General features: G+C 67.5%; 21 protein-coding genes and 1 riboswitch. Of the genes, 9 read left to right on the top strand and 12 right to left on the bottom strand.

Translation table 11 applies throughout. The features are described 5' to 3' along the window. Positions 1 to 213 precede the first annotated feature (213 nt). Positions 214 to 1,032: an inositol monophosphatase family protein gene (locus tag SPHPHY_RS0100475; RefSeq protein WP_022684753.1), complete on the bottom strand. Its 819-nt coding sequence runs from the start codon at positions 1,030 to 1,032 to the stop codon at positions 214 to 216. A 46-nt stretch (positions 1,033 to 1,078) separates the two neighbouring features. Here SPHPHY_RS0100475 and SPHPHY_RS18715 point away from each other — a divergent pair, with 46 nt between their 5' ends. The 3 genes from SPHPHY_RS18715 (at position 1,079) to SPHPHY_RS0100460 (ending at position 3,201) form a co-directional block, all read left to right on the top strand. Further along, positions 1,079 to 1,960, top strand: a complete 882-nt coding sequence (locus tag SPHPHY_RS18715; RefSeq protein WP_022684752.1) for a sterol desaturase family protein — start codon at positions 1,079 to 1,081, stop codon at positions 1,958 to 1,960. Beyond that, a complete protein-coding gene (locus SPHPHY_RS0100465) occupies positions 1,935 to 2,255 on the top strand; it encodes a DUF2141 domain-containing protein (RefSeq protein ID WP_231370315.1) in 321 nt (106 codons plus the stop codon). Before SPHPHY_RS18715 ends, SPHPHY_RS0100465 begins: the two co-directional genes overlap by 26 nt. Positions 2,256 to 2,319: 64 nt before the next feature. Then, positions 2,320 to 3,201 carry a MipA/OmpV family protein gene (locus tag SPHPHY_RS0100460; protein ID WP_231370314.1) on the top strand — a complete coding sequence of 294 codons (882 nt, stop codon included), beginning with the start codon at positions 2,320 to 2,322 and terminating at the stop codon, positions 3,199 to 3,201. A gap of 331 nt (positions 3,202 to 3,532) precedes the next feature. Here the strand turns inward: SPHPHY_RS0100460 and SPHPHY_RS0100455 are convergent, their stop codons facing one another. Next, positions 3,533 to 4,246 (bottom strand): anti-sigma factor, encoded by a 714-nt coding sequence (locus SPHPHY_RS0100455; protein ID WP_022684749.1) that lies wholly within the window; start codon positions 4,244 to 4,246, stop codon positions 3,533 to 3,535. After that, complete coding sequence (locus SPHPHY_RS0100450; protein WP_022684748.1) at positions 4,236 to 4,811, bottom strand: sigma-70 family RNA polymerase sigma factor; 576 nt, start codon at positions 4,809 to 4,811, stop codon at positions 4,236 to 4,238. Before SPHPHY_RS0100450 ends, SPHPHY_RS0100455 begins: the two co-directional genes overlap by 11 nt. Positions 4,812 to 4,939: 128 nt before the next feature. Here SPHPHY_RS0100450 and SPHPHY_RS0100445 point away from each other — a divergent pair, with 128 nt between their 5' ends. From SPHPHY_RS0100445 to thiC, 3 genes are all read left to right on the top strand, one after another. After that, positions 4,940 to 5,950 carry a ferritin-like domain-containing protein gene (locus SPHPHY_RS0100445; protein ID WP_022684747.1) on the top strand — a complete coding sequence of 337 codons (1,011 nt, stop codon included), beginning with the start codon at positions 4,940 to 4,942 and terminating at the stop codon, positions 5,948 to 5,950. A 61-nt stretch (positions 5,951 to 6,011) separates the two neighbouring features. Beyond that, entirely contained in the window at positions 6,012 to 7,082 is a 1,071-nt protein-coding gene (locus SPHPHY_RS0100440; protein WP_022684746.1) for a ferritin-like domain-containing protein, read from the top strand. An 87-nt stretch (positions 7,083 to 7,169) separates the two neighbouring features. Next, positions 7,170 to 7,280: riboswitch (TPP riboswitch) on the top strand. A gap of 38 nt (positions 7,281 to 7,318) precedes the next feature. Then, a complete protein-coding gene (gene thiC / locus SPHPHY_RS0100435; RefSeq protein WP_022684745.1) occupies positions 7,319 to 9,166 on the top strand; it encodes a phosphomethylpyrimidine synthase ThiC in 1,848 nt (615 codons plus the stop codon). Between the two features lie 563 nt (positions 9,167 to 9,729). Here the strand turns inward: thiC and SPHPHY_RS0100430 are convergent. Then, positions 9,730 to 11,217, bottom strand: coding sequence for a phytoene desaturase (locus SPHPHY_RS0100430; RefSeq protein WP_022684744.1), 1,488 nt, complete (start codon positions 11,215 to 11,217; stop codon positions 9,730 to 9,732). After that, a complete protein-coding gene (crtY, locus tag SPHPHY_RS0100425) occupies positions 11,214 to 12,371 on the bottom strand; it encodes a lycopene beta-cyclase CrtY (RefSeq protein ID WP_028056320.1) in 1,158 nt (385 codons plus the stop codon). Before crtY ends, SPHPHY_RS0100430 begins: the two co-directional genes overlap by 4 nt. 130 nt (positions 12,372 to 12,501) lie before the next feature. On the opposite strand from crtY, the gene SPHPHY_RS0100420 reads away from it, so the two are divergent. From SPHPHY_RS0100420 to SPHPHY_RS0100400, 3 genes are all read left to right on the top strand, one after another. Continuing rightward, complete coding sequence (locus tag SPHPHY_RS0100420; protein WP_022684742.1) at positions 12,502 to 13,035, top strand: peroxiredoxin; 534 nt, start codon at positions 12,502 to 12,504, stop codon at positions 13,033 to 13,035. Positions 13,036 to 13,110: 75 nt separating this feature from the next. Then, on the top strand, positions 13,111 to 14,157 hold the full coding sequence (locus SPHPHY_RS0100415) for a sensor domain-containing diguanylate cyclase (RefSeq protein WP_022684741.1): 1,047 nt from the start codon (positions 13,111 to 13,113) through the stop codon (positions 14,155 to 14,157). Between the two features lie 435 nt (positions 14,158 to 14,592). Then, positions 14,593 to 15,006, top strand: coding sequence for a DUF1810 domain-containing protein (locus SPHPHY_RS0100400; RefSeq protein ID WP_022684738.1), 414 nt, complete (start codon positions 14,593 to 14,595; stop codon positions 15,004 to 15,006). Here the strand turns inward: SPHPHY_RS0100400 and SPHPHY_RS0100395 are convergent. From SPHPHY_RS0100395 to SPHPHY_RS0100365, 7 genes are all read right to left on the bottom strand, one after another. Beyond that, entirely contained in the window at positions 15,003 to 16,676 is a 1,674-nt protein-coding gene (locus SPHPHY_RS0100395) for an ATP-binding protein (RefSeq protein WP_022684737.1), read from the bottom strand. The genes SPHPHY_RS0100400 and SPHPHY_RS0100395 overlap by 4 nt on opposite strands. 68 nt (positions 16,677 to 16,744) lie before the next feature. Beyond that, a complete protein-coding gene (locus tag SPHPHY_RS0100390) occupies positions 16,745 to 17,461 on the bottom strand; it encodes a TIGR02186 family protein (RefSeq protein WP_081645361.1) in 717 nt (238 codons plus the stop codon). Positions 17,462 to 17,499: 38 nt separating this feature from the next. Further along, a complete protein-coding gene (locus SPHPHY_RS0100385; protein ID WP_022684735.1) occupies positions 17,500 to 18,414 on the bottom strand; it encodes a sulfite exporter TauE/SafE family protein in 915 nt (304 codons plus the stop codon). A gap of 40 nt (positions 18,415 to 18,454) precedes the next feature. After that, positions 18,455 to 19,468 (bottom strand): hypothetical protein, encoded by a 1,014-nt coding sequence (locus tag SPHPHY_RS0100380; RefSeq protein WP_231370312.1) that lies wholly within the window; start codon positions 19,466 to 19,468, stop codon positions 18,455 to 18,457. Next, on the bottom strand, positions 19,465 to 20,826 hold the full coding sequence (locus tag SPHPHY_RS0100375; protein WP_022684733.1) for a glycosyl transferase family protein: 1,362 nt from the start codon (positions 20,824 to 20,826) through the stop codon (positions 19,465 to 19,467). Before SPHPHY_RS0100375 ends, SPHPHY_RS0100380 begins: the two co-directional genes overlap by 4 nt. A 231-nt stretch (positions 20,827 to 21,057) precedes the next feature. Further along, a complete protein-coding gene (locus tag SPHPHY_RS0100370; protein WP_022684732.1) occupies positions 21,058 to 21,603 on the bottom strand; it encodes an RcnB family protein in 546 nt (181 codons plus the stop codon). Positions 21,604 to 21,712: 109 nt separating this feature from the next. After that, complete coding sequence (locus SPHPHY_RS0100365; protein ID WP_043130152.1) at positions 21,713 to 22,180, bottom strand: outer membrane protein assembly factor BamE; 468 nt, start codon at positions 22,178 to 22,180, stop codon at positions 21,713 to 21,715. Positions 22,181 to 22,250: the final 70 nt, after the last annotated feature.

Below are 22,250 nucleotides of genomic sequence, written 5' to 3'. Positions count from 1 at the left end.
CCCTCAGACAAGCGGATTTCCGTTCCCGTTAATAGCCGGATTCGAAGACTTTAAGGTCGCTCGCTGACTTGCGACGCCGCGTGTCCCGATGGTTCGGCATCACGAGCTGCAGTGCCCGTGCCGGAGCGGACCATCACGAAAAGGATCGCTCCCCTCTTCGCCGTAGATCAGCATCAGCCAAGCAGGTCACACCCCCCGACCACGTCACCATCCTCAATGGTCGTGGTGATCGTGCCCCGCGACGCTGCGCAGCGCCTCCAGAACATCATCGGTCCGCGCCGGGTCGCCGATCGCCAGCACATGTCCCGCGCTTGCGGCGGTCAGCGGATCGCCGTTCCAGTCGCACATTCGCCCGCCCGCGCCCTCAACGATCGGCGCCAGCGCCGCGAAGTCGTAGAGTTGCAACCCGGACTCACAGACGATGTCGAGGAACCCGCTCGCCAGCAGCCCATAATTGTAGCAGTCACCTCCATATACCGGCCCTTGCCGCGCCGCGCCGCCGCTCGCCGCCGTCACCAACGCCATGAAGTGCGGTACGTCCGCTTCCTCGAACAGATGCGGACTGGTCGTCGCGACGATCGCCCCGTCCAGCGCGGCGCACGCCCGCGTCCGCACCGGCGCGTCGTTCAGCAGCGTCGGTCGGCCCGCCACCCCTGTCCAGCGCTCGCGCTGCACAGGCTGGTCGATGATCCCCAGCACCGGCCAGCCGTCCTCGACCAGTGCGATCAACGTGCCGAAGATCGCGCGCCCGGCGGTGAAGCTGCGAGTCCCGTCGATCGGGTCCAGCACCCATTGCCGGCCCGTCACGCCGTCTTTCGTGCCATGCTCCTCCCCGACCACCCCGTCGGCCGGACATTCCGCGTCCAGCAGCCGGCGCATCGCCTCCTCCGCCTCGCGGTCTGCGCGGGTGACGGGCGAGCGGTCGGCCTTCAGCTCCAGCCCGGCCGGCTGGCGGAAATAGGGACGGATCACCGCGCCGGCGGCGTCGGCGAGGCGATGAGCGAGGGCGATGTCTGCGGGGCGTACGGGCATGATACCTGCCTATCGCCTGCGCCGCCAACAGGCTAGAAGGCATACCATGTCCGCCGTAATCGCCATCCTCCTGTCCGCGCTGGCGATGAGCGCCATCGTCGGCGTGCGCTACCTCGCCGCCAGCGGCGGCTTCGCGCTCGCCACGCGGCTGCGCCATCCGCGGCTCTACGCCGGGCTGGACCCGCAGATCCGCCGCGAGATCGCGTGGAGCCTCGCCTCGGCGTTCATCTACGGCACGCCGGCGGGGGTCGTCGCCTGGGGCTGGCAGAACCGCGGCTGGACGCGGATCTACGACGACGCGCACGCCTGGCCGCTATGGTATCTGCCGGTTTCGGTGCTGCTTTACCTGCTGGCGCACGACACCTGGTTCTACTGGACGCATCGCTGGATGCACCGCCCGCGCGTCTTCAAGCTGGCGCATGCCGTGCACCATGCCAGCCGACCGCCGACTGCCTGGGCGGCAATGGCCTTCCACCCGATCGAGGCACTGACCGGGGCTGTTGCCATTCCGCTACTGGTCTTCGTGATTCCGATCCATGTCGCCGCGCTCGGGATGGTGCTGACGATCATGACGGTTATGGGTGTAACCAATCACATGGGGTGGGAGATCTTCCCCCGCTTCATGTGGGGGGGCAGGGTAGGCGGCTGGCTGATCACGGCCAGCCATCACCAGCGGCACCATGAACGGTACGGATGTAATTATGGCCTATATTTCCGCTTCTGGGACCGGCTGTGCGGCACCGACGCCGGTCTTGGGGATTTTGCGCGCGCGCATGCCCGGGCACAACGGGCGCAAGCGGCTGGGAGCCATGGCGCTGGCTCTGCTGGCGGTGCCGCTGATTGGCGCGGCTCCGGTGGGGGCGTTGCAGGTCGACATCGCGCAGCTGCGTTCAGCGAAGGGCATGATCCGAATCTGCCTGACGGCTGATCCCGCCAACTTCCCCAATTGCGTCGACGATCGCGATGCTGTGACGCGCTCGGTCCCCGCCGATCAGCACAGCATCCGCTTCACCGCGTTGCCACGCGGCGACTATGCTGTCGCAGTGATTCACGACGAGAACGACAACAAGAAGCTGGATACGTTCGCGGGCATTCCGAAGGAAGGCTTCGGCTTCTCGCGCAATCCCGCGATACGCTTCGGGCCGCCGCGCTTTGCCGCGGCGCGCTTCACGCTCGCCACTGATGCCGAAGAGCAACAGGTCCGGATGCGTTACATCCTCTAACATCGATAAGGTGGAGCGAAATACCTGGAGGACGGTTGCACGACCGTATCGAAAGGGAATCTACGTGAACGTTACCCGTATTGCGCTTCGCTCGCTTGCTGCCGCCGCCTTCGCCTGCCTATCCATCCCGGCGCTGGCGCAAAGCGCGTCAATCCCGGCCGAGCCGAATCCGACGCCTGATCCAATGCTGGTCGGCGACACCGCAACCGTCGCGGTCGCCGCAGCCTATCTGCCGGATTACGAGGGTTCGAACGATTACCGCTTCGTGCCCGGGCCGGCGGCGATCGGCTCCTTCCACAATTTCGCGTTCCAGATTCTCGGCAACCGGGCCTCGATCGACCTGATCCCGAATCCGAGCGGGCCGTCGTGGGATCTGCAGGCCGGTCCGGTCGGCGTCATCAACTTCAACCGTACCAACAACAATGCGATCGACGACCGCCGCGTCCGCGCACTGGGCGAGCGTGGCACCGCGATCGAACTGGGCGGCTACGTCGGCATCGGCAAGACCGGGGTGCTCACCAGCCCGTATGACAAGCTGTCCGCCTCGGTCAGCTACCGCCACGACGTGAACGGCGTCCACGACAGCGGAATCTGGAGTCCGTCGGTCAATTACTTCACGCCGCTCAGCCTGAAGGCGGGCGTCGGCCTGTTCGCATCGGCCGAGCGCGTCGAGCGCAGGTTCGCGCGTTCCTATTTCGACGTCGACGGCGCGCAGGCGCTGGCCAGCGGTCTGCCGCAGTTCCGCACGCGCGGCGGGTGGAAACATTGGACCGCGGGGATCGCCGGCACGTATTCGCTGAGCGGCAACCTGTTGAAGGGGTGGAAGGCGATCGGCGGCGTCACCTACAAGAAGATGTTGAACGACTTCGGTGATTCGCCGGTGGTGTCTGTGGCGGGTTCGCGCAGCCAGTGGCTGGCGGCGCTGGGCATCGGCTACACCTTCTAGTCGCTAGGCGTCCCGGCGCATGCTGCGTCGGGACACGCCCGAGCTCGCCCGGCGGGCGTGAGCCCAGACCGCCGACGCGGTTTGCCGCCTCGGCCTCGGCGAAAGCGGCACATCGCCGGTACGACCTCCCCGTAGTCTTCGACTTTCGGTTCGACATCGAAGTTACCGGCTCGTGACCGAATAATCCATTGCCCGTCATCCTCGCTCAAGGCGAGGGTGATGATAGGCGAAGGTGGGCGATGATTGTCGATCCGCACCAAGCCTGCGAGTGGCGCGTACACCGCCACGACCGGGAGGCGGCACCCTGCCGCCGTCCCGATCGATCACCCTCTCATCCAGCAGCCGCGATCACACCCGCGGCCACCACCGGACCGGTTGGCGCACCCGTCATCGATCCCCCGACCGGCTCGATCGACACCGCCAGCGTCGTCCCTGCACGCAACAATCGCCGCGCCGCCACGGGCACTGCGATCCGGGTCGAACCGTTCGCGGCGAGCAGGCCAAGCGACACCGGCGCCGCGCCATCGGCCCCGATCGCCCACAGCTCGGCCGCCCGTCGCGACGGCACCGCCGCGACCGGCGACACCCGAACAACCCCTGCCCCCGCGTCCACCGCCGCCGCCAGCGCGGCCCGGCCCGTGGCCTGCTGGTCCGCCGGTACTGCAAGCGCAGCGAGCAACGGCGCCGACACCGCGCTACGTGGTGGCGGGACCGGAGTCGGCGTATGCAGCGGCCCGAGGAGCAGCGCCACGATGGCGGCCGCCGCTGCGACAACCGCGAACGCCAGCCCACGCCACCCGCCACGTCGCGTGGCGGCACCCGGGACATCGCCCTCGATCGCGGCCATCACCTTGGGTTCCAGCGTATCAGGTGGCGCCACGTCGGGCGCGGCATGCACCAGCGGCATCAGCCATGCCTGCCAATAGGCAACCTCCACCGCGAAATCGCGGTCGGTCAGCAGACGCGCGCGGGCAGCGGCATGTTCGCTCGCGTCGAGCAATCCGAGCACCAGCTCGGCGGCGAGTGCGCGATCCTCAGACGTCATCGGACAAGCACCCCCGCAACCGGATCAGCGCCCGTCTCACCATGCTCTTCATCGTCGCCAGCGGCACCGATTCGCGCGCCGCAAGCTCGGCATAGGTCACGCCCTCGTAGAAGGCGGTGCGCACCGCATTGCGTTGCCGCGCCTCCAGCTCTTCCAGACAGGCCCGCACTCGCGCCGCCTCGTCGGCATCGATCAATTCGGCCTCTGCGTCCGGTGCGGGATCGGCGATCTCGGGCAGCTCCGCATCCGCGCCTTGCGGCGTACGCGCATGCGCGCGGCGCCAATCGAGCGCACGGTTGCGGGCGATCGTCGCCAGCCAGGTGATCGGGCTCGCGCGCCCCGGCTCATAGGCGCCCGCGCGCCGCCACACCTGGACGTAGACGTCCTGCAACACATCCTCCGCTGCCTGCCGCTCCCCGCAGATACGCAGGCAGATGCCGAACAGCTTCGCGGACGTCATGCGATAAAGCTGTTGGAAGGCCGCACGGTCCTCCATCGCCGTGTGCAGCAATGCACGGACCAGCGCGGCGCGACCACCGTCGGCCTCCAAACCGGCAGCGTTCACGCGGCGATATCGTAAAGAAATTTGCCCAAGCCGCGCATCCTTCCTATTCCGCCGCCGTACCCGGCGGGCCTATTGCTCGTTTATGCCAGCCAGTCGGCGCGAAAACAAACTTGAGGGATGAGCCTGCCATGACGGATAGCGAGCAGCTGATCGAAACGCTCGACGCACGCGTGCGACGCCGCGATTCTCGTCGCACTTTCTTCACCGGCGTACTCGGCGCCGCCGCCGGGGCCGCGGTGCTGTCGAACGCCGCGCAGGCGCAGACCACGCCGTCGCCGACGCCGTCGCCCACCGCGACCTTTACCGAAGCGGACATCCTGAACTTCGCGTTGAACCTCGAATATCTGGAGGCGAATTATTACGCCTTCGCGGTGACGGGTGCAGCCCTCGCCAGTGCCGACACCGCCGGCGCGTTCGGCACCGCGGGTACGGCGACCGGCGGGCGTGCCGTCACGTTCAAGGATCCGGTCGTCCAGCAATATGCCAACGAGATCTACCAGGACGAGCTGGCGCACGTCCGCTTCCTGCGCAACCAGTTCACCAGCACGACGGTGCTCGCACAGCCTGCGATCGACCTGAGCACCAAGGCGTTTAGCGCCGCGGCCAGCGCCGCCGGGCTCCCGGCCAGCTTCGACCCCTATGCCTCGGATGAGGATTTCCTGCTCGGCGCGTATCTGTTCGAGGACGTCGGCGTCACCGCCTACAAGGGGGCGGCGCCCGCGCTCATCAACAACAAGCTGTATCTGGAGGCTGCGGCCGGCATCCTCGCGGTGGAGGCGTATCACGCCGCGATCGTCCGCTCGGTGCTGTATCGCAAGGGCATTGCGACCCCGTCGCTGCAACTGATCGAGGCGACGACCGCTATTTCGGCGGCACGCGACCGTCTCGACGGCAACCCGGCCGTGGATCTGGTGCGTGGCATCGCCCCCAGCGACGACCAGGGCATTGCGCCTAACAACACCGACCCGCTCGCGCCGGTATCGAACATCGTGCCGCTCAACTCGAACGGCATCGCCTTCAGCCGCTCGCCCGCACAGGTGCTCAACATCGTCTACCTCAACGGGGCGGCGGTCAGCAGCGGCGGATTCTTCCCGGCCGGGGTCAACGGCAACATCAAGACGAGCGCGGCGGCGAGCTGACGCGGGCGGCCACCCCCCGTCCCCGTCCCGCCCCACCCGCCCCGCACAAGGGAATGATGCCATGATCAAGGATTCCATTTTCGCCGCGCTCGAGCTTGCCGAGGTTCGCCGCGCCGAGCGCCGCCGCTTCCTGAAGCTCGCCGGTGCCGGCGCCGCGACTGCCGGCGGCCTCGCCTTGCTGTCCGCGTGCGGCAGCAGCGACGATAACAGCACAAGCCCCAGCCCGACGCCGTCACCCACCCCGACCGCGACCCCAACCTCCGGGGTCTCCACCGACATCGGCATCCTGCAACTCGCGCTGAACCTCGAATATCTCGAAGCGCAATTCTACTCGGCTGCCGCCTTCGGTCAGGCCCTGCCCACCGCCAGCACCACCGGCAGCGTCGGCGCGCTGGGGGCGGTCACCGGCGGTCGGAAGGTTAACTTCAGCGATCCGATCATCGCCAGCTATGCGCGCGAGATCGCCGGCGACGAGATCGCGCACGTCAACGCGCTGCGTGCCGTCATCACCGCCGCCGGGTCGACGCTGGTCATCAACCAGCCCGCGATCAACATCGACGGCGGCGCGAACGGCGCCTTCACCCAGGCGGCACGTGCGGCGGGGATCGTCGGCGCGACCGGGACCTTCGACCCGTACGAAAGCGACGAAAACTTCCTGCTCGCCGCTTTCCTGTTCGAGGACGTCGGCGTCACGGCCTACAAGGGCGCATCGCCGCTGATCGGCAGCGCGATCTATCTGGAGGCAGCGGCCGGCATCCTCGCCGCAGAGGCGTATCACGCCGGCCTGATCCGCGCCGAACTCTACCGGCTCGGCCTGCTGTCACCAACTACATCGAAGGCGATCACCGGCGCCAACGCGATCTCCAACGCGCGCGACAGCCTCGACGGTGTCGGCACTGACAAGCTCCCCAACCTGAACGAGCTGGACGAGGGCATCACCCGCACGGTGAACGGCGCGCAGGTCGCGAATATCGTGCCCGCCGACAGCAACGGCATCGCGTACAGCCGCTCGCCGACGCAGGTGCACAACATCGTTTACCTCAACAAGGCGGCGGCGGTCAGCGGCGGGTTCTTCCCGGCCGGCACCAACAATTCGATCGACGCGCTGCGCAGCAGCGGCGCCAACGGCTGATCGCACGACCGAGCGAACAAAGGCCGCGTCCGTGATTGCGGATGCGGCCTTTTTCGTTGGTGCTGCGATGCCGACGCGCCTATACCGGCCGCTTCCCCGGGGGACCGCCGATGCTGCGGTTGAGAGGAGGGCCGCAGTCCTCGACCCGCCGAACCTGATCCGGCTGACACCGGCGTAGGGAGTGGATGCGGCGTCCCCGGACCCTCGTCTTCCTCCCGTAGATGGAGAGACGATCGATGGCCGATATTCCCGCCCGCACCGAAATCGGTGTCACCACCGGCCCGATCCGGGGCTCGCGCAAGATCCACGTCGGGCCGCTGAACGTCGCAATGCGCGCGATCGATCTCGATCCATCGTGCGGAGAACCGCCGCTCAACGTCTACGACACGTCGGGTCCCTATACCGATCCCGCCGTGCGGATCGACATCATGGCCGGCCTGCCCGCGTTGCGCCGCGACTGGATCATCGGCCGCGGCGACGTGGAGGCGTATGGCGCCCGCGAGCTTCGCCCGGAAGACAATGGCCAGCTCGGCCCCGACCGCTCGGGCGGCGTGCAGCCGTTCCCGAACATCAACCGTCGCCCGCTGCGCGCGAAGGCGGGCGCGAACGTCAGCCAGATGCACTACGCCCGTCGCGGTATCGTCACGCCCGAGATGGAATATGTCGCGACCCGCGAGAATCTCGGGCGCGAAATGCTGCGCGACTATATTCGCGACGGAGAGAGCTTCGGCGCGGAAATTCCCGACTTCGTGACGCCGGAGTTCGTCCGCGACGAGGTCGCGCGCGGCCGGGCGATCATCCCGAACAACATCAACCACCCCGAATCCGAACCGATGGCGATCGGCCGCAACTTCCTCGTGAAGATCAATGCCAACATCGGCAACAGCGCGGTCGCCAGCAACGTCGCTGCCGAGGTCGACAAGCTGGTCTGGTCGATCCGCTGGGGCGCGGATACGGTCATGGACCTGTCGACCGGCCGCAACATCCACGACACCCGCGAATGGATCATCCGCAACTCGCCGGTGCCGATCGGCACCGTCCCGATTTACCAGGCGCTGGAGAAGGTCGGCGGCATCGCCGAGGAGCTGACGTGGGAGATTTTCCGCGACACGCTGATCGAGCAGGCCGAGCAGGGGGTCGATTACTTCACGATCCACGCCGGCGTTCGCCTGCCGTACGTGCCGCTCACCGCCAAGCGTGTGACCGGCATCGTCAGCCGCGGCGGCTCGATCATGGCGAAATGGTGTCTCAGCCACCACAAGGAGTCGTTCCTTTACGAACGCTTCGACGAGATCACCGAGATCATGAAGGCGTATGACATCGCCTATTCGCTGGGCGACGGGCTGCGCCCCGGGAGCATCGCGGACGCCAATGACGAGGCACAGTTCGCTGAGCTCTACACGCTGGGCGAACTGACCAAGCGCGCCTGGGAACAGGACGTGCAGGTGATGATCGAGGGCCCCGGCCACGTGCCGATGCACAAGATCAAGCAGAACATGGAAAAGCAGCTGGAGGCGTGCGGCGAGGCCCCCTTCTACACGCTGGGGCCGCTCACCACCGATATCGCGCCCGGCTACGACCACATCACCAGCGGCATCGGCGCAGCGATGATCGGTTGGTACGGCACCGCGATGCTCTGTTACGTCACCCCGAAAGAGCATCTCGGCCTGCCGGACCGCGACGACGTGAAGGTGGGCGTGGTCACCTACAAGCTCGCCGCCCACGCCGCCGATCTCGCCAAGGGCCACCCGGCCGCGAAGATGCGCGACGACGCCCTGTCGCGAGCACGCTTCGAATTCCGCTGGCGCGACCAGTTCAACCTGTCGCTCGATCCCGACACGGCCGAATCGTACCACGATCAGACGTTGCCGGCCGAGGGCGCCAAGACCGCGCATTTCTGCTCGATGTGCGGGCCGAAATTCTGCTCGATGAAGATCACGCAGGAAGTCCGCGACTTCGCGGCGAAGCAGAACGCGCCGGTCGAGACGTTCGTCGCTGCCGAGGCAGCGGAGGCCGGAATGGCGGAGATGAGCGAGCGGTTCAAGGCGAAGGGCGGCGAGGTGTATCTGCCGGCGGCAGAGTAGCGCGGGGAGGGGTGGGTCGCGTAGCGCCCCCCCCTCGATTATTTCAGCCGCATCGAATGGCCTTCATGTCACATCGGCGCGTGGGACGACATACAAGGCCTTGGTGCGATCGAGGCCGCGGTAGAACGGCCGACTGGCGTGCCCGGCGAGTGTCGGAATAGGGCAGCGCGCCATCGGCGTGTCGGATAATCCCGCTTTCCGACTGTCAACAGCGTTCGTTGACTGATCGCGTCTCGACAATGCCGCGACCCCGTCGCCGTCGCCGCGCTCGGCCCCGTCCTGGACAGCATCGCGAAGAGGATCTGCTGTACGGGAGCGATCCCGCAAACAGCGCAAGCATGAAGGGCGCTCACCACGTTCCTGCTGCGGTTCCGCAATATGCCTCGTCAGCGCACGCGGATCGATCGATCGCCATATTGCGGCGACAAGGATGCTCGGCGGCTGACCAGGTTGCCATGCTTTGGTTGAAGCAAAAGGTGGCTCATCAGTACTACCCCTTTGCCCCGCGTCCACTGAACGGCGCCGGGCGGTCTACACGCGCCACCGAAATACCACGGCTTGCCTCAGCCCTCCAGCATCAGCGCCGCAGTCGCCTTCGCGCTGCCGACGACGCCGGGGATCCCCGCCCCCGGATGCGTCCCCGCGCCCACGAAATACAGGTTCGGGATCGCATCGTCGCGGTTGTGCACGCGAAAATACGCGCTCTGGGTCAGGATCGGCTCCAGCGAGAAGGCGCTGCCGAGATGCGCATTCAGATCGTGCGCGAAGTCGGTCGGTGCGTAGCTGAACTTGGTGACGATCCGATCGTGGATGTCCGGGATCAAGCGCCGCCCCACTTCGTCGAGGATGCGTTTCTCCAGGATCGGGCGCACCGTCTCCCAGTCGCCGGTGAACTTGCCCATGTGCGGAACCGGGGCCAGCACGTAGAAGGTCGAATCACCCTCGGGCGCCAGCGACGGGTCGGTCACCGTCGGGTGGTGGAGATAGAGCGAGAAGTCCTCGCTCAGCACGCCATGCTCGTAGATGTCGTCGAGCAGCCCCTTATAACGCGGCCCGAACAGGATCATGTGGTGGGGGATGCCCGGCCACGTGCCCTTCACCCCGAAATGGATGACGAACAGGGATGGCGAATAGCGCTTGCGCTCCAGCCGCGACGCCGTGCGTCGGGCCGCACCGGATTCGGGCAGCAGATCGCGATAGACGTGCATGATGTCGGCGTTGGCCGCGACCATGTCCACGGGCTCGCGCCACCCGCTTGCGGTCTCGACCGCGGTGACGCGGTCGCCCAGCGTCTCGATCCGCGTCACCGGGTCGGCCAGCCGCAGCGTGCCGCCCAGCCGCTCGAACAGCGCGACCATGCCGGCCACCAGCCGGTTTGTCCCGCCACGGGCGAACCATACGCCGCCGTCGCGCTCCAGCTTGTGGATCAGCGCATAGATCGCGCTCGTCGTCATCGGGTTGCCCCCGACCAACAACGTGTGGAACGACAATGCCTGCCGGAGTCGCTCATCCGCGACGAACTTCGACACGATCGAGTAGACCGACCGCCACGCCTGATACTTGGCGAGCGCCGGCGCAGCCTTGATCATCGACGCAAAGTCGAGGAAGGCGACGGTACCGAGCTTTTCATAGCCTTCGTGATAGACACCCGCGGCATAGTCGAGGAACTTGGCGTAGCCGGCCACATCGGCCGGGTTCAGCTTGGCAATCTCGGCGCGCAATATCGTATCGTCGTTGGTGTAGTCGAAGTTGGTCCCGTCCGGCCAGTTGAGCCGGTAGAACGGCTGCACCGCGTCCAGTGTGACATCGTCGGCCAGCTTCTGCCCCGACAACGCCCACAATTCCTCCAGGCAGGCCGGATCGGTGATTACGGTCGGCCCGGCGTCGAAGGTGAAGCCGTCCTGCTCCCAGAAATAGGCACGCCCGCCCGGCTTGTCGCGCGACTCGACGATCGTGGTAGCGACTCCAGCCGACTGCAGCCGGATCGCCAGCGCCAACCCACCGAACCCGGCGCCGACGACGACCGCGCGCCGGGATGCCGGCGGCATCATGCCCGCCCACTCAGCGCGGCGATCGCGCGACCCACGGGCACCGGCGGTTTCCCCGAAAGCACCCGCAACTTGTCGAGCGTCGTCGAGTGTGCGGCATAGAAGCGCGCGATCAGATCGGGCGACAAGCGATAGAATCGTTCCAGCACCCGGTAGCGCTGGTCGGGATTGGCGGCCTTGAACAGCATGAGATCGAGCATCCGGTAAAAACCTCGTTGTCGCCACAAACGCGCGGCGTGGCGAAAAGTCAGGTCGTGCAGCGCCGCGCCCGAAAGATCGCTGTGTTGCGCGATCAACACCGCCAGCCGCGCCGCGTCCGGCAGCGAATAGCCGGTGGTCGGGTGGAACAGCCCGGCGCGCACCCCGGCCTTGGCGACCTTCGCGCCGGTCGAACGCCAATACGCGTCGAAGTCGCCGCCGCTGACCACAGGCAGCACGCCGCGCTCGCGGTGGACGATTTCGGCGTGCCAGCCCCTCTCTCGGGCATAGTCGCCGATCCGAGTCGCCAGCGTCGGCTCGTCCAGTTCGGGCGTATCGCTGTAATAGGTGTCCTCGACCAGCAAGGTGTCGGGGGAGAACGGCAGCAGATAGACGAAGCGATAGCCGTCCAGCTGCGGCACGGTGGCGTCCATCACGACCGGGCGCGTCACGCCATGCCCGCCGACGACGCGCAGTTCGTGCCCGACGAACTTCTGCCACCCCCCCTTCAGCAACGACAGGTCGCCCGCACCCCGTGCATCGATCACCCCGCCAGCACTCAGCCGGTCGCCGTCGCCCAGCACCACCGCAGTCGCGCTGCATGCCAGAACGTTACGCCCGGTCATCACCGCGCGCCGCGGCAGCATGGCGCGAACGTGCGCGTCCAGCGCCGCCGAGCGGACCGTGTAGTAAGACTGGTCCAGCGTCCGCGCATGGCCGGGGAAGCGGACGTCGTAATCGGGCCAGCCATGCGCGATCACCGGCGCCACCAGCGCCAGCTCCGGGCCGTCGAGATCGGCGCCGAAGAACGACCAGAAGTGATTGCCGCCGATCGCGTCGCCAGCGTCGATCAGCCGCACCTCCAGCCCCGGATGCCGCGCTTGCACCGCCAGCGCGACCAGCGCGCCGGACAGGCCGCCGCCGACGATCGCGAGGTCGCATTTCAAGGTGGATGGCATGGCCATCGCGCTACCCGATTGCCGGACGATGCGGAAGCCCGGCGATCGGTGATGCGCGAGCGGGCTGGCTGGCGGCGCCGACCCCCGCTACGAAGGCTTGTTCGCCACCGTCCCTGCCGGAGATTGCCCGATGCGCCGCCTGCTTGCCGCCACCCTCGCTCTCACACTCGCCACCCCGGCATTTGCCGCTCTGGCGCCCGGTGCGAAGGCGCCCGATTTCTCCACCCGCGGCGCGATGGCCGGCAAGGTGGTGCCGGTGCGACTCGCCGATGCGCTGAAGCGCGGGCCGGTCGTCCTCTACTTCTTCCCCGCCGCCTTCACCGGCGGCTGCAATGCGGAGGCGCGCGCCTTTGCCGAGAAGGTCGATGCGTTCCGTGCCGCCGGTGCGACGGTGATCGGCATGTCCGCCGACAACGTGCCCGATCTCCAGCGCTTCTCGTCCAGCGAGTGCGCGGGCAAGTTTACCGTGGCCAGTGCCGGACCGAAGGTGGTCGCGGGCTACGACGTCGCGCTCGGACGTGAAGTCAAGGGGCGGCAGGTAACCAGCCGGACCAGCTACGTCATCGCCCGCGACGGCCGGATCGCTTCGGTCTATTCCGATATGAACCCCGCCGAGCACGTCTCGCGTTCGCTGGAGGCGGTAACCCGGCTCGCCGGACACTAAGCGGGTGCTTAGGATATCTTAGGAGTTCCCGCATTATAGCGCTCCCATCGAAGTGGGGACAATATGGGACGGGCGATGGCGAGCAGGGCGGTCGATGCCGGGCAAGCGAACGGGGGAGACCGGCTGTTCGCCCGCATCGGGGCGTTCCTCGCCGCCCACCGCCTCAGCCCGGAACCGGCGCATTACGCCTTCGCCTATGAAGTGATCGCCAATTGCGAAGGGCTGGTCGCCCGGCGCGTCGCGGCGATCACCGATGGCGGCGTGCGGTTGACCACCCATGACATCGCGTCGCTTGGCGGCAGCGCGGTCGCTGGCGTGCCACTCGTTGGCGACGACGACGGCGACGATGTGCCGCTGACCGGAGATGCCGACGCGCATCAGGCGATGATGGAGCGGATGATGCTTCAACTGGACGGGTTCGACGACACGATGCGCGTCGTCCATGCCGAGGCAAACGACTTCGGTCGTGACCTGCAACGCTCCGCCGACACGATGCGGGACATGGGTGCGGAGGCCGGAATCGAGGCAATCGCGGCGCTGACCACCGACATGATCCAGCGCGTGCAGCGTGCCGAATCGAAGCTCGACCACGCGCTGCGCGAGACCGAGGAACTGCGCACCGCGCTCGACGAGGCACGCGGCTCGGCACGCACCGATCCGCTCACCGACCTGCCGAACCGACGCGCCTTCGACGAGACCTTCGCGTCGCTGCATCGTGATACGGCCGTCACCGTCGCAATCTGCGACATCGACCACTTCAAGCGCGTCAACGACAATTTCGGCCATGCGGTCGGCGATCGCGTGATCCGAATGGTCGCGCAGATGCTCGCGTCCGAAAAGGGCATGATGGTCGCCCGCTATGGCGGCGAGGAGTTCGCGCTACTGTTCGAGGACACCCCTCTCGACGAGGCCGCACAGGTGATCGAACGCATCCGCCAGGTGATCGCCGAGCGCCGCCCGCGTGTGCGCGAAACCGGCGAACTGATCGGTACCGTCTCCTTTTCCGCCGGCGTCGCCGAGGGGCGTGTGGGCGAGGGACGCGCCGCGCTGATGGCGCGCGCCGACGCTGCCTTGTACCGCGCCAAGGACCAGGGGCGGGCGCGGACGATCACCGCATCGTAATCCGCGCCGCAATCTGGCGGAGCTTACCGGAAACAGCTGGCGGATCGCGCCAGTTTTGTGGCGACACGACGTCGATCCCTCTTGGCAGCCAATTGGCACGGTCCCTGCAGTGAACCTGGCATCGGCCGGATCGACCGGCCCGACGCATCAGGAGTTCACCAAATGACCATCCGTTTCGCCGCTCTCCGCCAGTCGCTGTTCTCGATCGCCGCCGCCGTCGCCGTCGCCGTCGTGATGGTCAGCGCCGCCGTCCCCGTCACCCCGATCGCCTGACCGGAGCCAGCCCGATGTCGCACTATCCCACGCTCGCCCGCTCGCTGCTGATCAGCGCCGCCAGCTTCGCCACCACGGCACTTCTGCTCTACGTTGACGCAGTGACGGCGATCACGGCCTGACCGAACGGACCGGCTCCACCCTCCCGCGCGTTTGGCAGGGATGGATCTCGCCCGCTTCGTCGCCGCTCAGGCGCCCCTTTACGACACCGCACTCCGCGAACTGACGCAGGGCGCCAAGCGCACCCACTGGATGTGGTTCGTTTTTCCGCAAGTCGCCGGCTTGGGCCAGAGCGCCACCGCCCGGCATTATGCTATCCGCGATGTGGACGAAGCGCGCGCCTATCTGGCGCATCCGCTACTCGGCCGTCGCTATCTCGAATGTGTCACTGCGCTTGGCCCGCATCGTGGACGGTCGGCCGATTCGATCATGGGCGTGGTCGACGCGATGAAGCTGCGCTCGTCCCTGACACTGTTCGATCGTGCCGGCGCCCCGGCGATTGTCGCCGAGACGCTGAAGGCGTTGTTCGACGGGCCCGACCACGCCACCTTGCGGCTGCTTGGCGAACGCACCTAGCGGCCCTGCGACCGCCAGCGGTGCACAGTGCGGGCAACCATCTCCTCCTCGCCGCCGGTGTTCCGCCACAATTCGGAGAAGATCGGGTCATCGGATGCCGGCCGCCGCCCTTCCTCCAGCGTGTCGAACGCCACCCGGATCGGGATCGCGACGCCCTCGCCGCAGACGATCGCCTCACGATTGCGGAGCGCCGGCAGGGCGTCGAGGAAGCCACGCGCGCCTTCGGGCATTGCGGCGCGGACGAACGCCTGATCGCGATCGTTGTTCAGCCGCATCGAGATGATCGTACCGCATTGCGACAGCACGCCCTCCGACAGGTCCGACGGGCGCTGCGTCACCAGCCCCAGTGCGACGCCGTACTTGCGCCCTTCCTTGGCGATCCGGCCGAGGATCTGCGCCACCGATCCCCGAGCGGCGGGATCGGCGGGGACGTAACGGTGGGCCTCCTCGCAGACCAGCAGGATTGGCCGCTGCGCCTCGCCGCGCGACCAGATCGCGAAGTCGAACACCATCCGCGCCAGCACCGCGACCACCACTGACGTGATCTCGCTCGGTACGCCCGACACGTCGATGATCGAGATCGGCTTGCCCTCACCAGGCAGACGGAAGATGCGTTGCACGAATGCCGCCATCGTGTCGCCGACCAGCATGCCGGAGAACATGAAGCCGTAGCGGGGATCAGCGCGCACTTCGTCGATCTTGTTCTTCAGCCGCAGATAAGGCGAGGTATCGCCCGCGCGGTCCATCTTCCCCATTTCCTGCTGGATGATCTGTGTCAGGTCGCTGAGCAGATATGGAATCGGGGCGTCGACGGTAAGTTTCGCGATCTCCTGCCCCGCGCGGCTCCTGGCCTTGGCGGCGAGCAGGCATTTGGCGAGGATATCGGCGTCAACTTGCCGTGCCGTGCCTTCGGAGGTGACGAACACCTCGCAATGCTCGTCGAAGTTCATCAACCAATACGGCATCTGCAAATTCGAGACATCGAACAGCGCGCCTGCTTTGCCGAACGCGGCGCCATATTCGCCGTGCGGGTCGATCATCACGACACGCCCCTGCGGCGCAAGCGTGCAGATACGGTGGAGGATCAGCGCCGCGGCGGTCGACTTGCCGGTGCCGGTCGAGCCGAGCAACGCGAAATGCTTGCCAAGCATCGCGTCGATGTAGAGCGAAGCGCGCACGTCGCGGGTCGGGTGAACGGTGCCGATCTCGATGGCGGCGCGTCCGGTCGCGGCATAGATTTCCTTGAGATCGTTGCCACCGACCGCGAACACTTCCGTCCCCGGCGTCGGATAGCGGGTGACCCCGCGGCGGAACCCGTGGAGCCGCCCTGTCAGTCGCTCCTCATCACCTTCGCCGAGGAAGTCGACCTCCGCGGCGACCGGATCACGCGGCCCGCCCACCAGGCTTAGCGCGCGGATCGTGGCGATCAGCCAGGTCGCGCCGACACGCGCCTTTACCTGCCCGCCGACCTGCCCCGCCATCGCAAGCGTCGGATCGGCGTCGGCCTGCAGCGCCGCGAGCATCGCCCCGTCGAGCATCAGTTCGCCCCGACCACCGGCGATCTGCCGGACATAGCCGATCGCGCCGCTCGCATCGTGCAGTGGCGGCGCGCCCGAAAAGGCGGCGGCGATTGCGGCATCGAAGGCGTGCGAGCCTGGTATGTCGTTCATGTGGTTGGCGCTTTCTGGCGTCTGACACGTGACTCTAGCACCGGCTTCGTAAACAACCGGTGGAGCCGTCAGCGCCGCGCCAGCCGCCCCGCACCCCAGCCGAGTGCTACCGACAACAGCACCGCCGCGCCGCCGTACAGCCATTCGTGACGATCCGCGGCCTGCGCTACGAATCGCTCGAAGCCCGATTTACGGATATCGATCTCACGCACCGCCACCGCCAGCACGCGGCCGTCGCGAATCAGGAACGTCTCCGCGGTGAAGCGCCCCACCGGCACGCGAGCGGGGATCGATACGCGCGCCCGGTAAAGCACGCCGTCGGTGATCTCCACCGCCCGCGGCGCTTCGTAGAACAGCCCGGTTCGCGTCCGCTGCTCGACCAGGCCGCGGGTGAAACGGTCCTGCACGTCCGACGGGGCGGCGGAGGCGGGCGACAATTGCAGGCTGTCGAGCCCCAGTTCGTAAATCGCGCGCGTCCGCTCGTCGACCAGACGCCCCAGCGGACGCGACGATGCCACGGCATAGAATGACGGTGCCGAACGATAGCGCAGCCGCCCGGCGTTGACCCAGATGCCCGCCACCTTCTCCTTCTCGCGGATCACTACCGATTGCGTCGGCCCCTTAACGACCACCACGACGTCGGTGCCCTTGTCGCCGACCGGCAGGCGTCCGCCGGGATAGATGATTGCGCCGAACAGCAGCAGTTCCGCGCCGGTGAAGCTGTAGGCGATGTCTATCTGCCGCTGCGACACGTCGGGCACCAGCAGCGGCTTGGCCTGCGCCATCATCAGCGGCGCGGCGAGCGCGAGCAGCAGCGCCGCCCTCACGACAGCTCAACCGCGTAGATCTCGTCCGGGCGCCAGCCAAGCCCGAGCGCGATCCGCCCCGCGACCAGAAGTACCATCAACGCCAATGCGAGCCGCAGATATTCCGGCCTGGCCTTCGCCGCGAAGCGCGCACCGACCTGCGCCCCCGCCACCGAACCGACCAGCAGCAGGCCCGCAAGCACGATATCCACGGCTTTCGTGGTGGTCGCATGGACCAGCGTCGCGGCGGCGGTGACGAACAGAATCTGAAACAGGCTGGTCCCCACCACCACTGTCGTCGACATGCCGAGCAGGAAGATCATCGCCGGCACCAGCACGAATCCGCCGCCGACGCCGAGCAGGATCGTCAGGATGCCGGTGAAGAAGCCGAGCAGCAACGGCGCGAGCGGCGAAATATAGAGCCCGGAGGCATAGAAGCGGGTGCGGAACGGCAGGCTGGCGACCAGCGGGTGATGTCGGCGACGCCGCGGCCGTGCCGTGCGGTGGCCCTTGGCGATCAAGACCGCCTCCACGGCTTCCTTGAGCATCATTAGCCCGATCGAGCCGAGCAGCAGCACGTAGGTGATCGCGATCGTCGTATCGATCTGCCCCCATTGCTGGAGCAGCCGGAAAAGCCACGCACCGAACAATGAGCCGAGCACACCGCCGATCACCAGCACCGTGCCCATCCGCGTATCGACGCCGCCGCGGCGGAAATGCGCGAACACTCCCGAGACGCTCGCACCCGTCACCTGGCTGGCGGCGGAGGCGGCGGCGACGGTCGGCGGAATGCCGTAGACGATCAGCAGCGGCGTGGTCAGGAACCCGCCGCCGACCCCGAACATCCCCGAGAGCAGCCCGACGCCCGCGCCCAGCGCGATCATCACCAGCGCGTTCACCGAGAGGTTTGCGATCGGCAGATAGATGTCCATGACGGCTCGCAGCGCTACCCGCTTCGCGCCGATGACGCCATCAATAGTCGGCACCGATCGACAGTGCCGGCCCGGATCCCGGCCGGGCCTCGCCCGCAACGCGCTGGCGCCATTCGAGCGCGATCCTCAAGCGCGGCGCATTGCCTAGCGGTACCTCCAGGATCGCGGCCGGGCCGATGTCGACACGGTGTGCGTCACGCTGGGCCGCGCCCCACGCGCCGGCACCCAGCGACAGGACGGTTCCGCCGTTGGAACGAAACACCGGACGCGCAACGCGCAGCGCGCCGTCTGCATAGCTCTCCACCCGGTCGCGCAGCACCGCACCGACCTGCGCGTAACCGTCGAGGCGGAAGCCGATCGGAAGCGGTTGTTCGCTGACCCCACCGACCATCCCCACCGCGGCCCCGCCGCGCTGGTTGACGAGCCCGAAGCGACGCTCGGCGACAATGCGGACCGGCAGGCGGGTCGGCCGCCATTCGACGCCAAGCGCGCCCTCCTGCTGCCTCGTGCCGAGCGCGGCGGCCACCCGCGCCGCAACCGCCAACCGGCCGCGCGCATCGAGCGTTCGCGCAATCCGTATTCCCGCCTGCCCGCCGCCGAGTTGCGGCGTCGCGACGCCGCCGCCCGGCCCTGCACCGCGAACGATCGCCCAGCCACTCGCCGACCAGCGCCGCGCGGTGGGCGGCGGCGGCTCTGGCGCACCGTATCGAATCATGCCGAGCAAGCCGAGAACGTAGGAAGCACGTTCCTCGACCGGCGCGGCGGCAGCGGGGTCACCAGACGACGTGACGGATCGCAGAGGCGGCAACTCCGCCACCTTCGCCTGCGCCGCCAGTTGATGCGGGCCGAATATCGTCCGCTGCGTCCGCCGCGGCGGTAGCTGCTCCGCCGGTCGTGGATAGGATCGCGGCGTACCGCGCGCGATCACCCGCCGCATCGCGTCACGGACAACCGGGGGCAACGGCGTGTCCGGCCACAGCTGCCACGTTCGCATGCCGATCCACGCGCCCAGCACCAGCGCCAGGAAGCGCAGGGGTCGGCCGGCACCCATCATTGCGAGTCGGGCAGCGATTCTGGGAAACGGTGCGCCGTCTTGTCCCAGCGCGGGGCCGCGCCGAGCAGGGTGCCGACGTAGCGCGTCAGCGCGCGCCGCGCCGCGAGCAGCGCGATATAATTGGCGACCAACGCCCTCGGGATCGACCAGCATCCCTCCCGCCAGCCATGTTCGGCGGCGGTGTGCGCGGCGCGCGCTGCCAAGCGCCAGCAAAGGAGCGCGGCATTGAGCATTAGCAACACACGCAGCCCGGCGCCGACCGGCGCTGGCACGGTGCCGTTCCACGCATGCGCCAGCCACGAGACACTCCAGCCGACGAGCGCGGCGTAAGCCGCAAGCAGCGCGATTACCGCCAGCAATCCGCGCCGGTCGCGCATGCGCATCCAGTATTCGGCCGGATTGCGCCGATGCCCCCAACCGGTGCGATCCCATCCCGACAATGCGATCCCGGTAACCCAGCGCGCTTTCTGCCGCACGGCGGCGTCGATCGTGTCCGGGAAATATGCGCGCGTGGCGATCAGCGCCCCGCCTGCCCGCTCGCGCCACCGTACGAACCGCGCCGGCATGCCGAACGCCGCGACGCGCAGGCCCAGTTCGTAATCCTCGGTCAGGCTCTGCGGCTCAAAGGGCATCCCGCGTCCTGCGGCGAGTCGTTCCAATGCGTCGCGGCGGATCGCGCAACCGACGCCCGCCAACGGCAACGCCGCTCCCAACGCCGAGCGTACGACGAGGTCACGCCGATGCGACTCGGCGAACTCATCGGCATAATGCCCGGACACCAGCCGTCGGCGCGGATCGATCAATGGGACGACCGGCAATTGTACCAGCGCCACATCGCGAAGGTGATCGTCGAACAGACGTAGCTCGGCACGATGCACGACATCCTCGGCATCGTGCAGCACCACCCCCGCGGTGCGCCGATCCACGCGCTCATCGTCGCGGCACAACGCGCGCCACATGTGATTCAGGCAATCTGCCTTGGTGGTCGGCCCGTCATGTGGCGCCATCACCACACGGACGCGCGCGTCGCCTGATGCAATCGCCCGGACGACTGTGCAGGTACCGGGATCATTGGGGTAACAGCCTACATACAGGCGGTAATCCGGGTGATCGTAGCGCGCCAGCGTCGCCGCCAACATCGCGCCGATAACCCGCTGTTCGTCCCAGGCGGGAACGAACACCGCAAGCGGCAGCGGCGGTGCCGACGGCATGTCGGTGCGAAGCGGCTCCTCGCGCCGTACCCGCCACCACGTCAGATCGACCAGCAGATCATCGATGCCACCCGCCAGGATGATCGCCGCGCCGAACAGCGCCACTTCCAGCAGGATGCGATCGAAACCGCCGAGTGCGGCGTTCATGCCCCGTTACGATCCATGCTGCTCGTCCCCCGACCGTCGCGACGATGGCAAGGCTGTTGCAGAATGGCAACGGACTAGGAAGAACCGATGACCCGATAAGAACCGAATGGCGGAAAGAACGTTTGCCGCACGGTCCCTTTCCCCCTTTCGGGACCGGTGCCGACCCAAGCCGGTACCGGCCGCGTCGCCGCGTACAGGGCGGCGCGGCCGAACCGCGGGTCGGCGCTGGGATCAGCCGTAGAAGCCGCGCACCACGTCGAGCACGACCCCGCGACGGTGGTCGACCAAGAGCGCGTCGTCGTAATGACGCACCCAACGCGCCGCCCGTGGCGCGGTCGGCAAGCGGTATCGCCCCGGATCGGCAATCACGTAACGCGCCCCGTAGTAGGTGGGCGCAATCCTGACGCCGGGTCGGAACGACTGATAGCGGAACGGTGCCTGCCAGCCGCCACGAGCGTAGAGGTCGCGGTGCCCGGAACGCCAGCGCTGCATCTCGTCGCGCCATTCGCGACGATCGCGCCGCCATTGGCGACGGTCCCGCAGGTCGCGACGATCGTCACGGAACTCGCGCCGCGCCTCGCGCAGATCCTGTCGCTGCTCGCGCACGTCACGCCAGTCGCCGCGCGCGCGGGCACGATCCAATTGCTGCTGCTCACGACGAATATCCTGCCGGTCGCGCCATACCTCGCCGCGCGATTGCGCCGCCGCGGGAACGGATATCGCGATCCCAGGCAGCGCGGTAACGGCAAGCAGGACCACGGTGATCATCTTACGCATCACTATCCTCCATACCCAACGAAGCGGCACTACCGCTTCGTTGGAGAGGATATGGCCGCTGCCCGCTGAATGTGCCGCGAACGCGGCCGTCAGCGAAGCGACAGGATCCTTATTGGCCGTTGCGTCCAGTCGGCCCCGCCCCGCCCGGGCCGCCGGCCGCGCCGACTGCGCCGATGTTGCCGAACAGGTCCTGGAAGAAGCCCCGATCGCGGCCAAGCGTCGGAGTCGTCTTGCCATATGGCGCAAGGTTGACGACCTGCTCGACCCCGGATTTGCGGATCGCGCTGACGTTGCCGGTCTGGTCGAAGCTGATCTGCAACGTCAGCTGATCGCGCGGTTTGGGCGCGTTGAAGGCGTAGTTGCGGCTGTCGCGCGCGATATAATACCAGTCGCCCTGGTTGAACTGCGCGGCGAAGCTGGGCGTACCGAGCGTCGCGAGCACCGACTGGCGATTGTCGACCCCCGGCTGGATCGAGTTCACCAGGTCGGCATCGACGATATAGCCCTGATGCGAGCGGAGCGGCGTGCAGCCCGCGGCGAGGACGCCGGCCAGGGCAAGGAAGATCAGCGGGCGCATCGATACTCCGGTCACAGGCGCGCGTGGACTTTGCGGCCAGCGGCCTCAATATGCTTACAGGCGGGGCGAG

This window comes from Sphingomonas phyllosphaerae 5.2 (assembly GCF_000419605.1).
Taxonomy (GTDB): domain Bacteria; phylum Pseudomonadota; class Alphaproteobacteria; order Sphingomonadales; family Sphingomonadaceae; genus Sphingomonas; species Sphingomonas phyllosphaerae_B.
This window is presented reverse-complemented; position numbering and strand designations above follow the sequence as displayed.

What these genes read in the sequence shown, in the direction of transcription:
- SPHPHY_RS0100395 (WP_022684737.1), bottom strand. Translation starts at nt 16,676, where the DNA reads ATGAACGACATACCAGGCTCGCACGCCTTCGATGCCGCAATCGCCGCC.
- SPHPHY_RS0100430 (WP_022684744.1), bottom strand. Translation starts at nt 11,217, where the DNA reads ATGATGCCGCCGGCATCCCGGCGCGCGGTCGTCGTCGGCGCCGGGTTC.
- SPHPHY_RS0100365 (WP_043130152.1), bottom strand. Translation starts at nt 22,180, where the DNA reads ATGCGCCCGCTGATCTTCCTTGCCCTGGCCGGCGTCCTCGCCGCGGGC.
- SPHPHY_RS0100370 (WP_022684732.1), bottom strand. Translation starts at nt 21,603, where the DNA reads ATGCGTAAGATGATCACCGTGGTCCTGCTTGCCGTTACCGCGCTGCCT.
- thiC (WP_022684745.1), top strand. Translation starts at nt 7,319, where the DNA reads ATGGCCGATATTCCCGCCCGCACCGAAATCGGTGTCACCACCGGCCCG.
- SPHPHY_RS0100375 (WP_022684733.1), bottom strand. Translation starts at nt 20,826, where the DNA reads ATGAACGCCGCACTCGGCGGTTTCGATCGCATCCTGCTGGAAGTGGCG.
- SPHPHY_RS0100465 (WP_231370315.1), top strand. Translation starts at nt 1,935, where the DNA reads ATGATCCGAATCTGCCTGACGGCTGATCCCGCCAACTTCCCCAATTGC.
- SPHPHY_RS18715 (WP_022684752.1), top strand. Translation starts at nt 1,079, where the DNA reads ATGTCCGCCGTAATCGCCATCCTCCTGTCCGCGCTGGCGATGAGCGCC.
- SPHPHY_RS0100455 (WP_022684749.1), bottom strand. Translation starts at nt 4,246, where the DNA reads ATGACGTCTGAGGATCGCGCACTCGCCGCCGAGCTGGTGCTCGGATTG.
- SPHPHY_RS0100390 (WP_081645361.1), bottom strand. Translation starts at nt 17,461, where the DNA reads ATGGCGCAGGCCAAGCCGCTGCTGGTGCCCGACGTGTCGCAGCGGCAG.
- SPHPHY_RS0100385 (WP_022684735.1), bottom strand. Translation starts at nt 18,414, where the DNA reads ATGGACATCTATCTGCCGATCGCAAACCTCTCGGTGAACGCGCTGGTG.
- SPHPHY_RS0100415 (WP_022684741.1), top strand. Translation starts at nt 13,111, where the DNA reads ATGGCGAGCAGGGCGGTCGATGCCGGGCAAGCGAACGGGGGAGACCGG.
- SPHPHY_RS0100380 (WP_231370312.1), bottom strand. Translation starts at nt 19,468, where the DNA reads ATGATGGGTGCCGGCCGACCCCTGCGCTTCCTGGCGCTGGTGCTGGGC.
- SPHPHY_RS0100440 (WP_022684746.1), top strand. Translation starts at nt 6,012, where the DNA reads ATGATCAAGGATTCCATTTTCGCCGCGCTCGAGCTTGCCGAGGTTCGC.
- SPHPHY_RS0100400 (WP_022684738.1), top strand. Translation starts at nt 14,593, where the DNA reads ATGGATCTCGCCCGCTTCGTCGCCGCTCAGGCGCCCCTTTACGACACC.
- SPHPHY_RS0100420 (WP_022684742.1), top strand. Translation starts at nt 12,502, where the DNA reads ATGCGCCGCCTGCTTGCCGCCACCCTCGCTCTCACACTCGCCACCCCG.
- SPHPHY_RS0100445 (WP_022684747.1), top strand. Translation starts at nt 4,940, where the DNA reads ATGACGGATAGCGAGCAGCTGATCGAAACGCTCGACGCACGCGTGCGA.
- crtY (WP_028056320.1), bottom strand. Translation starts at nt 12,371, where the DNA reads ATGCCATCCACCTTGAAATGCGACCTCGCGATCGTCGGCGGCGGCCTG.
- SPHPHY_RS0100475 (WP_022684753.1), bottom strand. Translation starts at nt 1,032, where the DNA reads ATGCCCGTACGCCCCGCAGACATCGCCCTCGCTCATCGCCTCGCCGAC.